The sequence below is a fragment of the Novosphingobium rosa NBRC 15208 genome, from assembly GCF_001598555.1.
Lineage (GTDB): Bacteria > Pseudomonadota > Alphaproteobacteria > Sphingomonadales > Sphingomonadaceae > Novosphingobium > Novosphingobium rosa.
This window is the reverse complement of sequence record NZ_BCZE01000073.1, coordinates 22198-35369: the sequence shown is the minus strand read 5'-3', so window position 1 is coordinate 35369 and position 13172 is coordinate 22198. Positions and strand designations below refer to the sequence as shown.

13 protein-coding genes are annotated in these 13172 nt (G+C 62.7%); 5 read left to right on the top strand and 8 right to left on the bottom strand.

The window, feature by feature from the left end:
• Positions 1 to 316: 316 nt before the first annotated feature.
• Positions 317 to 1672, top strand: coding sequence for a methyl-accepting chemotaxis protein (locus tag SR3_RS23760; RefSeq protein WP_084455871.1), 1356 nt, complete (start codon positions 317 to 319; stop codon positions 1670 to 1672).
• Between the two features lie 179 nt (positions 1673 to 1851).
• On the top strand, positions 1852 to 3708 hold the full coding sequence (locus SR3_RS23755; protein WP_245654075.1) for a sensor domain-containing diguanylate cyclase: 1857 nt from the start codon (positions 1852 to 1854) through the stop codon (positions 3706 to 3708).
• A 12-nt stretch (positions 3709 to 3720) separates the two neighbouring features.
• Here SR3_RS23755 and SR3_RS23750 read toward each other — a convergent pair whose 3' ends face one another.
• Positions 3721 to 3957: a hypothetical protein gene (locus SR3_RS23750; protein WP_068091458.1), complete on the bottom strand. Its 237-nt coding sequence runs from the start codon at positions 3955 to 3957 to the stop codon at positions 3721 to 3723.
• Between the two features lie 381 nt (positions 3958 to 4338).
• Here SR3_RS23750 and SR3_RS23745 point away from each other — a divergent pair, with 381 nt between their 5' ends.
• A complete protein-coding gene (locus SR3_RS23745; protein ID WP_068091455.1) occupies positions 4339 to 4713 on the top strand; it encodes a response regulator in 375 nt (124 codons plus the stop codon).
• 118 nt (positions 4714 to 4831) lie between these two features.
• Here the strand turns inward: SR3_RS23745 and SR3_RS23740 are convergent, their stop codons facing one another.
• The 3 genes from SR3_RS23740 to SR3_RS23725 all read right to left on the bottom strand — a co-directional run bounded on the left by SR3_RS23740 (position 4832) and on the right by SR3_RS23725 (position 7787).
• Complete coding sequence (locus SR3_RS23740; protein WP_068091454.1) at positions 4832 to 5086, bottom strand: hypothetical protein; 255 nt, start codon at positions 5084 to 5086, stop codon at positions 4832 to 4834.
• 103 nt (positions 5087 to 5189) lie between these two features.
• Positions 5190 to 6281: a cation:proton antiporter gene (locus SR3_RS23735; RefSeq protein ID WP_407668200.1), complete on the bottom strand. Its 1092-nt coding sequence runs from the start codon at positions 6279 to 6281 to the stop codon at positions 5190 to 5192.
• A gap of 621 nt (positions 6282 to 6902) precedes the next feature.
• Positions 6903 to 7787 (bottom strand): alpha/beta hydrolase, encoded by an 885-nt coding sequence (locus SR3_RS23725; RefSeq protein ID WP_245654073.1) that lies wholly within the window; start codon positions 7785 to 7787, stop codon positions 6903 to 6905.
• A 96-nt stretch (positions 7788 to 7883) separates the two neighbouring features.
• Between SR3_RS23725 and SR3_RS23720 the strand changes: the two genes are divergently transcribed.
• Positions 7884 to 8435, top strand: coding sequence for a sigma-70 family RNA polymerase sigma factor (locus SR3_RS23720; protein WP_068091449.1), 552 nt, complete (start codon positions 7884 to 7886; stop codon positions 8433 to 8435).
• Complete coding sequence (locus SR3_RS23715; protein ID WP_068091448.1) at positions 8432 to 9145, top strand: anti-sigma factor; 714 nt, start codon at positions 8432 to 8434, stop codon at positions 9143 to 9145. Before SR3_RS23720 ends, SR3_RS23715 begins: the two co-directional genes overlap by 4 nt.
• Positions 9146 to 9152: 7 nt before the next feature.
• On the opposite strand, the gene SR3_RS23710 is transcribed toward SR3_RS23715, so the two are convergent.
• From SR3_RS23710 to SR3_RS23695, 4 genes are read right to left on the bottom strand one after another with little or no spacing between them, the layout of a single operon-like run.
• Positions 9153 to 9806: a DUF6134 family protein gene (locus SR3_RS23710; RefSeq protein WP_157099077.1), complete on the bottom strand. Its 654-nt coding sequence runs from the start codon at positions 9804 to 9806 to the stop codon at positions 9153 to 9155.
• On the bottom strand, positions 9803 to 11041 hold the full coding sequence (locus SR3_RS23705; protein WP_084455870.1) for an SAM-dependent methyltransferase: 1239 nt from the start codon (positions 11039 to 11041) through the stop codon (positions 9803 to 9805). The genes SR3_RS23710 and SR3_RS23705 overlap by 4 nt, the downstream gene beginning before the upstream one ends.
• Positions 11032 to 11841, bottom strand: a complete 810-nt coding sequence (locus SR3_RS23700) for a DUF1365 domain-containing protein (RefSeq protein ID WP_068091439.1) — start codon at positions 11839 to 11841, stop codon at positions 11032 to 11034. The genes SR3_RS23705 and SR3_RS23700 overlap by 10 nt, the downstream gene beginning before the upstream one ends.
• Positions 11838 to 13145 carry an NAD(P)/FAD-dependent oxidoreductase gene (locus SR3_RS23695; RefSeq protein ID WP_068091436.1) on the bottom strand — a complete coding sequence of 436 codons (1308 nt, stop codon included), beginning with the start codon at positions 13143 to 13145 and terminating at the stop codon, positions 11838 to 11840. Before SR3_RS23695 ends, SR3_RS23700 begins: the two co-directional genes overlap by 4 nt.
• Positions 13146 to 13172: the final 27 nt, after the last annotated feature.

The following is a 13172-nucleotide window of genomic DNA, read 5'->3' as shown; positions in this document are numbered from 1 at the left end:
CCATTCAGGGGCTCTTTCACGATTGCTAAAAGCGGGCCTTCGTTCATCCGGCACGACAGAGTTGCAGCATCCGACAAAGCGGTGCGATTCACTTCGCTCCAGAAGCTTTGTGCGCATAGCCGGTCATTAAAAGGATTTTCAACTCCGGCCGCTGAACCCGGCCGGCATCAGCGAGTTGGCGCCGATTAATTCCCGGCAACTGGAGCATATTGGGTACGCTCGGCGCCATTCCGTTGGAAAACCCCTAGGGAAACTACGACCCAATTTTACCAAGCGCTTGATAGTCTCGGGGTCCGGCAAAGCGCGCGGAGTTTTTATGATTTGGGGAAAGAAGCAGGTTTCACTCGAAACCCGAATGGCCGAGGCTGTGTTCAACAAGTCGCCCGATGGCATGCTCCTCGCCCAAAAAGGAGTCTTTGTCGCCTGCAACGATGCTTCTGCTTCGATTTACGGTCGCTCGCGTGAGGAAATCATTGGTGCCAGCCCGGCCGATTTTGCCGCGCCGGTCCAGGCTGACGGGCGGGCCTCGGCGCTCCATATCCCTGAACAAATTCAAAGAGCTCATGCCAACGGGTCAGATCGCTTTGAATGGTTGTGCACAGATGGCCGGGGCCGGGAGCAAAAGATCCTCGTAACCCTGATACCCGTTCACCTTGAAGGTGACGGTGAAGTATTGGTCCTGATCCAGTCCCTGGCGGAAGTGACACGGGTAGTTGATGAACTGCGCCATGGTCTCAGAGAGCTGTCCGATGGCAATCTTTCCTGCCATTTGGATAAGCCATTCCGAGAGGATTACGAGAGCCTGCGGGAGAGCTTCAACAGCACGGTCGATGCCTTTGCAGCTTCCATGGGTGCGGTCTCCCAAACAGCAGAACTGGTGGCGACTGGCGCACAGGAGATTGAGGAATCCGCCCATGAAATGGCGGAACGCAGCATTCAGCAATCCAAAGCCGGCGACATGATCGTGACGGCCTTCGATGAGATCTGTAGCGCGATCGTCGGATCAGCCGATATCGCCACCAATGCCAATGACCGATTTTCCCAGACGCATGCCAGCGCGATCGATGCAGGAGAGATCCTGACACGCACCGTTGAGGCTATGGCCGCCATAGAGACCTCCTCACGTGAGATCTCCGAGATCGTGAGCGTCATCGACGGCATAGCCCTTCAAACCAATCTCCTGGCGCTCAATGCCGGGGTCGAGGCGGCACGCGCCGGAGAAGCGGGCCGAGGCTTCGCTGTGGTCGCACAGGAAGTCAGAGCTCTGGCGCAACGCAGCGCAGACGCGGCCCAGGACATCAAGGGACGAATTGCCGGCTCGGCAAAGCAAGTCACAAATGGCGTCACGCTTGTGACGGAAACCAGCGCAACCTTGTCTCATATCGCTGCGGGCGTCACCGAGATCAACAAGGTGATGAGTGGACTTGTCCAGGACTCAGGCAACCATATCCAGCGCTTGCGGCACCTCAACTCCATCGTTCGAGATATTGATCGCGTGACGCACAGCACGGCGGTTTTCGCCAAGCAATCGAGTGATGCCGCCCAGCGCCTCACCCTGCAGTCGGCTGCAATGCTGGGTGCATTGGGCCACTTTCGCGTGAAGGGCCAAAGAGAAAGCTTCAATGACAATAGGATGGGATACCGGAAACCGGCTGTCGTATCCTTCGGGTAGTTTTGACATCTTACCACGGCGCAAGCATCCTCCGTCGCGTGCGTGGTGGCCTGACGTGCACACGCTCATGACCACCAACGATCGCGACCGACGCTCCGGTGAATTCCCATATGCCAGGGATCGAAGCGTTAAGATGATCAGCGCATAGGAGGCGGAAGGGAGCTTCAGGAGTGTCCCGTTTGCCCGGATCGCTGACCCGTCGGATCATCGTCTTGTGCAGCATCCTTGGCGGATTGCTCACGCTGCTAGCCGGTGTCCTGCTCAGCCAGTCCATGCAGATGAATTCGAGTCTGGACTGGGTCACACATTCCTCGGACGTTCTCAAAGCAGCCAATCAGACCATCGCCCGCCTCAATGGCGCGGAATCGGCGCAACGCGGCTTTGTCCTGACCCATGACCTAGCCTTTGCTGCCACCATTGACGAAGAAATCTCCACGGCACGACAAGGCGCCGCGCAGCTTGTCGACCTCACGCGGGACAATCCGACGCAACACGCCCGGGCAAGAGACATCCGCACTCTGGTCGAACAGCGGGTCGAGCATATCAGGCAAGGCCTGGCGATGGCCCGCGCCAACAATTTCCCAGGCGCCCGCACACTCGCTGCGACCGGAGAAGGCCGCTTTCTGATGCGGTTGATCAAGGCGCGGATCGGCGACTTCACCAGCGATGAGCGCGCTTTGTCCGAATCCCGCATGCTGGCGGCCAGGAACCGGCTGCATACCATGGCATGGATCGTGGCGCTGGTCACACCTTTCACGTTGATCCTGATCGGGCTGATCGCCTCTTCTCTTGTCCGGCGCATCCGCAAGCCGGTCGGCGCGATGATGTCGGTGATGGAGCAGCTGGGTTCGGGGGATCGCGACGCACGCATCGATATGTCCATGGAATCCCTGGAATTCGAGCAGCTGGCCAGAGGCTACAACACAATGGTCGGTGAACTGGCAACCGCCGTGGCCGACCAGGTCGATAGCCAGGAGCGACTACATCGCGCGCATCTCGAACTGAGCCACAATGCCGATATCCTGCGCGAACGCGGCGAGGTGATCGAACTGCTGGGCGGCATGGCCCACCGCATGCAGGCGGCCCGCACCGATGAGGAACTGGCGGCAGTCATCCATGTCTTCGTGCCGCGCGTGCTGGCCGATATGCCCGGCGCCCTCTATGCTCACAACAATTCGCGCAATCTGCTGATCCCCATCGCCGCCTGGGGCGATCTCAGCGTGGAGCAATCCGGTTTCGCGCCAGACCAGTGCTGGGCCCTGCGGCGCGGCCAGAGCCATTTCGTGATCGAGCCCAAATCGGACATCGTCTGCCCCCATGCGGGCCCCGGTGCTGATCATTACCACTGCGAGCCCCTGCTGGCGGGCGGCGAGGTGATTGGCGTGCTCTATCTCAAAGGCGTTGTCGAAGCCGAGAGCCGCTTCCGCCTGACGGTGCTGAGCGAGAACATCGCCTCCGCGCTGGTCAATCATCGCCTGCAGCGGGGCCTGCGCGAACAGACCATTCGCGATCCGCTGACCGGCCTGTTCAACCGGCGCTATATGGAAGAGACGCTGGCGCTGGAAATCGCCCGTTCCACGCGCTCCGGGCAGCCTCTCAGCGTGGTGATGGCCGATGTCGATCATTTCAAGCGGTTCAACGATGAATTCGGCCATGATGCAGGCGATACCGTGCTCCAGGTCGTTTCTGCCGAGATGCGCTCGCGCTTCCGCGAAGGGGATGTGATCTGCCGCTACGGTGGCGAGGAGTTCACCATCATCGCCCCCGGCACCACCGCGGCCACACTGGCCGCCCGGGTCGATGCCATCAGGCAGTCGATCAGCGAACTGACGGTCAATCGCGGCGGGCAGATGCTGGGCACCGTTACCATGTCCTTCGGCATCGCCACTTGGGAAGAGTCGATGGAACGTGACGGCTCTACCCTGATTTCGGCCGCTGACAGCGTGCTGTATCAAGCCAAGCGCGAAGGCCGCAACCGCGTCATCGTCAACAAGCGTGTCGGCAAGGCGCGCAAGGAGGCGGTGGCAGTTTCATAGGCAGCATGCCGCTCATTCTGGCTCGGCATATTGCTCCAGCTGGAAATCAGCATCGACCAACGCCGTGTCCAGTCTTTGGCCAGAGCACTCAACCCACAAGTCCCAACCTGCCTTTGGCGGCCACATCTTTTTGAGAAGCCAAGCACAGTTTCCAAGGTTGTCCATGACAATCGGCACGATCACCCCCTTGTCACTGCGCGAAAAAAGCGTGGCCGATGCATTCTTGTGGGGAAGGATCTGCGTTGCCATAATCTCTCTCAGACGACTTTTCCGAAATTCTATAAGGGAATGCGTGGACGCTTGGTAAACAGGACCGGGATTTGGCATCGATGCCAGAAGCAGTCCCCAAAAAAATCGGGAACCTTTTCCCCCTGAGTGCGTTTGACCGCAGAACCCTCAGGCTTTCCCGAAGGCGACCATAGCCCTACCGGGATTGTGCCGAGAATCGGTGTGCCGATCATCTCCCCCTGAGTGATCGGCACACTGGCGTCTAATCCCGAACATTCGCCTTTGATGAACCGTGCGTAAAGTGCGGCATTCTGTGCAGCGGGGCATGGAAGCGGATTGCTGCTCAGAAGCGCTTTAGCCATAATTTTGGCTAACGGATTCTGCATCTTTTGAGGTTGTAAAATGGGTACTTCCGGCCTTGCTGATCAGCGAGTGCTGATCGCAGAGGATGAGCTTCTCATTGCAGTGGATTTGACGGAAGCATTTGAGGAGGCTGGAGCTGTGATTCTCGGGCCTGTCTCCTCCATTGAGGCTGCCCTTTCGTTGCTCGAAAACGAGCCAGACATTCATTTGGGTATCGTCGATCTCAACCTTGGCGGCGAGTTGGCCTATCCTCTCGCTCAGGCACTGGCACAACGTAATGTGCCATTTATGTTCAGTACAGGTTATGATGACGAGGAGATTTCTCTCGCTTTCAAGGACGTGATCCGATTGACAAAGCCAGCCACCGGGGAAGAGGCGGTTGAAAAGGCAGAGAGTCTTCTGATGCTTCGATAAGGCTTGGAGACAAGGTGTAACTTTCACGCCCCACAGGTGGTGAGAGCGCCTCACTTTACGTCACAGCCAAGCCGCTCGGCGCTTTCCACATAGCCAATGATGCCAGCCACCGGCCATTTTATACCTCGTTGCGGGATTGCCAGCGCTTGAAAAGGCTGCTCTCTGCAAGCCGCTGGGCAGTCAAATGGTCAACCCGCGCCTCGTCCAATTCGATGTTGAACAGATGGCGGTGGTGATCGGGCTGCTTGAGGATATGGATGATCGCCCGGCCAAAATTCCATTCTTGGAAGCGCGTTTCCTCTGCATGATGGGGGCTCATTTCCTCGCCCACCTTGAGCATGCGGACTGGCATATTGAACACGAGATTCATCATAGGGCTTCTCCGAGCCGCACGGCCTTCCCTAGGCGAGAAATTATGAAAATTATTTTTGGAACGAGGTCGAGGAACGCCCTGACCTCGAATGCCTACATCGCCCTTACGCCGGCTCGGCCTTTTCGTTCCCGGCACGCTTGAGAAGAAGGGGTACAGTTAGCCCCTGTACAAAGATCGAGAAGGCCACCACCGCGAAGGCCACACCGGTCAAGGCATCCCGCTCGGGCAGAGCTTCGGGCGCGGCCAGAGCCAAGGCCAGCGCCAGCGCGCCGCGCAATCCGCCCCAGAAGAGGATGTGGCGGTTCAGCCAGTTCACGGCCAGCCTGGTCCGGGCAAAGAGGGCGGTGATCGGATAGACCGCCATGGCCCTGCCCAGCAGCACCAGCACAATACCGATGGACGCAGGCGCGAGGTAGACCCCCATGGGCTGCTCTCCCTCCCGGCTACCGATCAGCAGGAACACCAGGGAATTGGCAAGAAAGGCGGCAAAGTCCCAGAAGCGGATCATCGCCGCTCCGCCATGCTCGGTCAATCGGCTGCCCTTGCCCCAATTTCCCACCAGCATGCCTGCCGCTAGCGTCGCCAGAACGCCGGAGACGTGCAGCTCTTCTGCAACTAGGAACGAGCCATAGGCCGCCAGCATCGTCAGCGTGATTTCGACGAGATGATCCTCCGACCGCCCCGCGATCAGCAACAACCCGGCTGCCACGGCCAGCCCGCACAGCACACCACCCCCAACTGTCTGGATCAACGCCATAGCCACACTGCCGACGCCGCTGTCCTGCCCGGCGATCCAGGCGGACACCAGAGCAAAGAGCACAGCCGCAGCGCCATCGTTGACGATGCTCTCCCCTTCCATCAGAAAGCGCAACCGCTTGCCTGCATTCTGCTCCTTCATCATCGCGATCACCGAAACGGGATCGGTGGCGGCAATGAGTGCCCCGAACAGCAACGAACCCTGCCAGCCCCAGCCCACCAGCGCATGCATGCCGGCCGCCACGACAAGAGCGGACAGCAACGTGCCGATAAAGGCCATTCCCAGCACCAGCGGGGACTCGCGCTTGAAATCCTTCCATCCCAGATGAAGCGCCGCCTCGAAGATCAGCGGAGGCAGGATGACCGTGAAAATCAACTCGGGCGTAAGGGTGATGCGGCTTTGATAGCCCAGGAGGCTCATACCGATCCCGGCGACCACAAGGCCGATCGCATAAGCAACCCGATCCGACGGCACACGATCGCAACCAGACAAGCCACAAAGAGCAACAGCCCCAGCGTCACGATATCAATATGCTGCATAATCACCTTGTTGCCGATGGCGGCGGCTGTCGCGCTAAATCTCCACCTCTCCCGGTCTACTGCCTGTAAAGCCCATGCCAAGCAAATGGTCGAGCATAGGCTGGGCGTCCATAACAGCCTGAGGCCCCATCTCGGGATGGTGTAGGAGGTTCAAAGAGGATTTGGCGAGAGCTTGCGCCTTTGCCGCTGCCTGATGCCATTGCAGAGAGGTCATGAGGATGTTCCCGGCCGTGAACAAGAAATGACGATGGGCGCCCTTCGTCCCGAGAGCAAGACTGCCTCTTGTGGAATGCCTCACCTAACCGCTTTCACCGTCGAGCATCATTCGGCTGAACCTATGTCGGCTAAGGTCATCTACGCCTTTTGAAGGAGACCTTCCGGTTCCCACGACCCGCCGGTCATCCCTATACCGTCCAGCTAGGTGGTGCCCCCCCTGCCCTCTCCCGCCAACAAAGCGGTCATTCCGCCAATTTTTTAGCGCCTCCAAAGCGGACCTACGTTCATGCTTGTCCTATGGCGCCTACTTCGTCCCAATGCGCGTGACCTTATGGGCAAAATCGGCCATGTCCTCCAGAACGGAGGCGTGCCCGCGCAGCGGTTTTGCAATCGCCGTCACCAGTCCGATATGGCCAACGTCCGGATAGCTCTTGCGCTCGACGGCTGCGCCCTGCCCGCGCAGGGCCTGCGCCAGCGCATCGCTGTTGCGCGGCAACACCAGCATGTCTTTGTCCGCCGTTGCAAGAAAGGCGGGGGGCGCATCGGCCCGCGCGTAATGCACCGGCTGGGTCGAGACAGGATCGGCCACACCAGCAAAGGCCGGTTCGACGATAGGCCCCTTGAAGGGCAGGAAATCATAAGGCCCGGCCAGGCCGATCAGCCCTTTCACCGCGCTGCGATCCGCCCCCAGCCAGAGCGGATCGAGCGCCAGCATCGCGGCATTGTAGGCCCCAGCCGAATGCCCGGCTAGCACAATCCGATCCGGATCGCCGCCCAGCTGCGCCGCATGCTGGCGTACCCAGCGTACAGCCGCCGCATTGTCCTCCAGAAAGGCCGGATAATGCACGGCGGGCACCAGGCGGTAATCGGGGATCGCGACGAGAAAGCCCCGCGCGGCCAGCGCATCGCCGACAAAACCATAACCTTCCTTCGTGCCCGAATTCCACGATCCGCCATAGAAGAAGACGATCACCGGCATCGGCATCGCGCCAGCGCGGCGCGGGGCATAGACATCCAGCCTCTGCCTTTTCTCGGCCCCGAAGGAGGCATCATGGACAAGGCGGACACCCCCGTCATCCTTGGGCATCAGGGCGTTGAACATGCGGACCGGGGAACAGGCCGCCAAGGCCGCCACCCCCACCATGGCCACCAGACGCTTCGTCGCCTCAAACCTGCCTGATGCCATCATTCCTGTGCTCACATCCTCTTGCCAAGTGCCGGGGCTCGGCTAATCTGCCCTGCAAGGAAGATACGCACCGTGTCTCAGGATGGATGCAAAAGCCCGATGAATTCGGAAGATGATCGCACCACCCTGGCCCTAATGCTCACGCAGGTTTCGACCGGCGACCGCAACGCTTTCGAAGAAATTTATCGCCGCACCAGCGTGAAGCTGTTTGGCGTCTGCCTGCGTATCTTGCCTGTCAGGCAGGAAGCGGAGGAAGCCTTGCAGGAAGCCTATATCTCGGTGTGGCAAAGGGCCTCCTCTTTCGACGCGGCGCGCGGCAGCGCCATGACCTGGCTTATTACCCTGACCCGCAACCGCGCGATCGACCGCCTGCGCGCCAAGGGCAAGATTGTCACAGCCCCGGTCGAACTGGCCGAGGAGTTGCCCGATGATGCGCCAGATGCCACCAGTCTGATCGAAGCCAGCCAGGATGAGCGCCGCCTCGCCCACTGCATGAGCACGCTCGATGGCGGCGATGCCGGGCTGATACGGCGCGCCTTTTTCGAAGGCCTGACCTATCCGGATCTGGCCGCCAGGGCCAGCGCCCCGCTGGGCACGATCAAGAGCCGCATCCGCCGGGCGTTGCTCAAGCTGCGGGAGTGCCTGTCATGAGCGACACCATGCTGCCCGAGGATGATGAACTGCTGGCCGCAGAACTGGCCTTCGGGCTGATCGACGGCGAGGAGAAGCGCGTCGCTGAGGAACGCCTGGCCACCGACCGGAATTTTGCTGCTGCTCACAGCCGTTGGCAGGATTACGCGGCAGCGATGTTCCACGATGCCGGTGAAGCGCCCCGCCCCTCGGTGTGGAGCGCGATCGAGGCACGCCTGCCCGCCAACGATCTGGGCCGTGCGATGGTGTTACGCTCCACGCTGCGCTGGTGGCAGGGCGGCGCGGCGGCGGCCTGCGCGGCGGCGCTGGTGCTGGGCATGGTGGCAGTGCAGAAGCCGGAGCGGGTCTTCGTCCGCGTGCCTGTCGCGCAGGCTCCTATCGCGCCGATGGTGGCGGTGCTGACCGGCAAGCAGGGCCTGGTGACCGTCAGCTTCGACCCCGCCAGCGGGCGCATGACCTCTGCTGCCAGCGGTCTAGCGCTGGGCGATCATGTGCCCGAGCTTTGGGTCATCCCGGCGGATGGCAAGCCACGCTCGATGGGCGTGATGAACGCCGCCGCGCCGGGCTGGGGCAAGGTGCCGACGCAAGCCGCTGCTGCCTTGTCGGCGGGCGTGACCCTGGCGGTCTCGGTCGAGCCGGTCGGCGGCTCGCCCACCGGTCTGCCGACCGGGCCGGTGATCCTGACCGGCAAGATGGCGGCGACCAGCTAGGGCTTTGTCAAGCCTGCCGCTCGTAACGGATCGGTGCGCCGCCCTTCACGAAGGACAGGCCCGCCCATCCGGCATGATCGTCATAGAACATGTCGAGCTGCACATCGCCCGTCAGCGCATAATGGCGCGCGCGCAGGCTGGCGCCATCGGCGGCGGGAATGGTTTCGATGCCCTGCGCAGCGACATGGGGCCGCATGATGCGCCCGTCCTGCGTGTTGATCCAGGGGCCGTCCAGCTCGCGCCGGTTCCAGTGGGTGGCGGGCAGCGCATCGGCGGGCGCGGCATAGCGCGGCGCCTTGGTGCCCTGCACCATCAGCACGCCGCCCTCCCGCCGCGCAGCAACCTTATAGGGCGTGCCATTGTCGCTGGTCTCGGCGTCGAGCGCGATCACCTGCTGCCCCTGCCAGCGTTCTGTCGCCTGATGGCGGTAGTGATAAAGGGTGATCCCCGCGATCTTGTAGACCAGATCCACAGCCACATGGACGGTGAGGCTGTCCCCTCCCGGCTCGAAGGTCAGGACATGGGTGCCCAGTTTCGAGCCCTTGCGCAGAATGTCGAAGCCAAGCCTTCTGGACGGCGGAATGGGCAAAGCAGCGCTAAGGGCACCCGGTAGCGCGGCCAGCACCACCGCGCCGATCATGGCGGAACGCCGATCCATCATGCTCTTTCCTCCAGCACATAGAGCCCGACATCGATGGTGCCGCTACGGAAACCGGCCTCGCAATAGGCCAGATAATAGTCCCAGAGGCGCTGGAAGTCGGGCTGGAAGCCCAGCGCCAGAATGCGCGGCCAGGCGGCATGAAAGCGTGCCCGCCACAGCGCCAGCGTGTCGGCGTAACCGGTGCCGAAGGTTTCGCGCTGCGTGATGGCCAGCCCGGCACGTTCGGCATGCGCCTCCAACAGAGCGGGCGTGGGCAGCATGCCGCCGGGGAAGATATAGCGCTGGATAAAATCCGGGTTGCGCTTGTAGGCGGCAAAGCGGTCCTCGCGGATGGTGATCGCCTGCAGCACGATCCGTCCGCCCGGGCGCAGGCTGGCGCGCAAAGTCTCGAAATAGACCGGCCAATAGGCCTCGCCCACGGCTTCCAGCATCTCGATGGAGACGATCCGGTCGAAACGCTCGTCGATGGAACGATAGTCCTGCAGGCGCAGATCGACCTTGTCTCCCAGGCCACCGGTCCTCACCTGTGCGCAAGCATGATCCAGCTGTTCGCGCGACAGGGTGAGGCCGGTGACCCTGCGGCAGGCCGGCGCGAGATGACGCGCCAGTGCCCCCCAGCCGCAACCGATTTCCAGCACATCCTCCCCGCCCGAAAGCGCCAGCAGGGCGGCAATCTGCTCCAGCTTGGCCTGCTGGGCACCTTCAAGGCTGGTGCCGCGCGGGATGGCGATGGCCGAGGAATAGGTCATGCTCTCGTCGAGCCACAGGCGGTAGAAATCATTGCCCAGATCGTAGTGGAAGGCGATGTTGCGGCGGCTGCCCCGCGCCGAATTGCGATGCAGCAGATGGCTGAATTTCCGCCACATCCGGACCGGCCAGAAGCCTTCCAGCGTGCTGTCGAGCCGGGCAACGTTCTGCGCGGCCAGCGCGATCAGCTGCGGCAGGTCCGGGCTGGTCCAGTCGCCCGCGATATAGCCCTCGGCAAAGCCGACATCGCCGCGCGTGAGCAAACGGCGGAAGGCCATGCTGTTGCGCATCTCGATCACGCCATGCGGGCCGGGCAGCTCCCCGGCATGGTCGATCCTGGCGCCCGAGGGCAGGATGATCGTCACCCGCCCGCATTGCAGGTGCCGCAGGGCGCGGCGGATCAGCCAGGGCGCGGCCCGTTGCGGCTCGGTCTGGGGCTGGGGCGTCACGGGGGCCAGCCCGGCCTGTGCTTGCTGGTTCAGATACATGCGCCCTCGCCTGTCTGGGGTGGAATGGAGATCGGGCGGTCGGGCGGCGCCGGGCAGCTGTGCACCGGCACGCCCTTCACCCACAGCCGCGCCGCCTCCCAAAGAATGCCGCCCACCACTTTCAGCGTGAGCAACGGATGGGTGGCAAAGACCCGCAGCAGGGCGCCATCGGTCAGCGGGCGCCGCCGCGCTTCTTGCGCGGCAAAGAGCACCGGCCCCAGCCCGTCCGAAACGGTGATGGCGATGGACAGATCCTCCCCGGGCGGCGCCACGGTGAAGCTGTAGCGCATGTCCATCCCCATAAAGGGCGAGACATGGAAAGCCTTCGCGCAGCTCTGGCGGATCGGTTCGCCCTGCCCTGCTCCGCCCGCGCCGCCCTCGACCGGCAGCAGATAGCTGTGGCGCTGGCCGAAGGTGTTGTTCACCTCGTAAAGGATGGCGCGCAGCCGCCCATCGCGCCCGTGGCAGAAAAAGACGCTGAGCGGGTTGAAGGCAAAGCCCAGAATGCGCGGCATGGTCAGCAGGCGGATCGGCCCGCCATCGGGCAGGATGCGCGCGGCCCAGAGATGGCGCTCGACCTGGGCCCGCAGGGGCGTGGCGCTGCCATCGCCATAATCGCGGTCGTAGAAGGAAAAGAGATTGAAGCGCCTGCGCGAAAAGACCCGCAAACCCGCCGCCAGCGCATCAATCCGGTCCAGATCGAGCAGCAGCGAGAACATGCCATAGCGCAAGCGGTGCCGACGCGGCCGCATGCGTTGATGCGTCACCGTGCCGACATAGAGGGCGCTCTCGGCGCTCATGCCATCTGCCTCTGCGGCAGGGCGATGCGGCCGGATTCCGCCTCCACCAGCCAGGGCCGCCGCACGCCGCCCAGCTGCTCGGCCACGGCAAGGCCCGCCTGCAGGCCGTCCTCATGGAAACCGGCGCCGAAATAGGCCCCGGCAAACCAGGTGTCGCGCGTGCCCTGCAGAGACCACAGATCCCGCTGCGCCCGCCCGGCGGCGGCGTTGAAGATGGGGTGGTGATAGACCTCGCGCCGATGCACCAGCGCCGGATCGGGCTCGATCAGCGGATTGAGCGTGACGAACAGCGGCCGGCCCCCGGGCAAGCCCTGCAACCGGTTCATCCAATAGGTGACCGACAGATCGGGATCGCCCGCCCCGCCCCGCGAGGCATAGTTCCAGCTCGACCACACCCGGCGCCGTTCGGGCATGACGCGCGGATCGGAATGCAGCACCGCCTCATTTCGGCGATAGCCAAAGGCCCCCAGCATCCGCCGCTCGCCCTCATCCGCATCGCCGAGCAGGGCCAGCGCCTGATCGGCATGGGTGGCGATCACCACATGGTCGAAACGCTGCTCCCCGCAATCGAGATGGAGATGCACGCCATTATCGCCGCGCCTGATGGTGCGGACAGGCGCTCCGGTGACGATATGGTCGGCGAAGGGCGCGGTCAGCCGCTGGACATAGGCGCGGCTGCCGCCCGCAACCGTCCGCCATTGCGGGCGACGCCCCAGCTTGAGCAGACCATGGTTCTCGCAAAAGCGGATAAAGGCGGCGGCGGGATAATAGGGAATGTCGCGCACCGGGGTCGACCAGATCGCGGCGGCCATGGGATAGAGGTGGTCTTGCCGGAACGCCTCGCCGCAGCCGAGCAGATCGAGATAGGCGCCGAGCGGCGTATCGCCCAGTTGCGGTAGATCGCGCGGGGCGCGGCGATAGAAGCGCTCCAGATCGCGCAGCATCGACCAGAAGCGGGGAGAAACCAGATTGCTCTTCTGCGCGAACAGCCCGCCCAGATCGGTGCCCGCATATTCCAGCCGACCGTCGTCCAGCGAGACGGCAAAGCTCATCTCGGCAGGCTGGGTCGGCACCTCCAGATGGGCGAAAAGCGCGGTGAGGTTGGGGTAGGTGTCCTCATTGTAGACGATAAAGCCGGTATCGACCGGCGTGTTGCCCACCATCACCGTATGGCTGTGGCCGCCCACGCGCCCATCGCCCTCAAACAAGGTCACGCGGTGGCGCCGCGCCAGCAGCCAGGCCGCTGACAGGCCGGATATGCCGCTGCCGACAATGGCGATCTCAAGAGTTCTCTCCTGCCGCATGGGCCTGTCTGCCTCCTGCCATGCAGG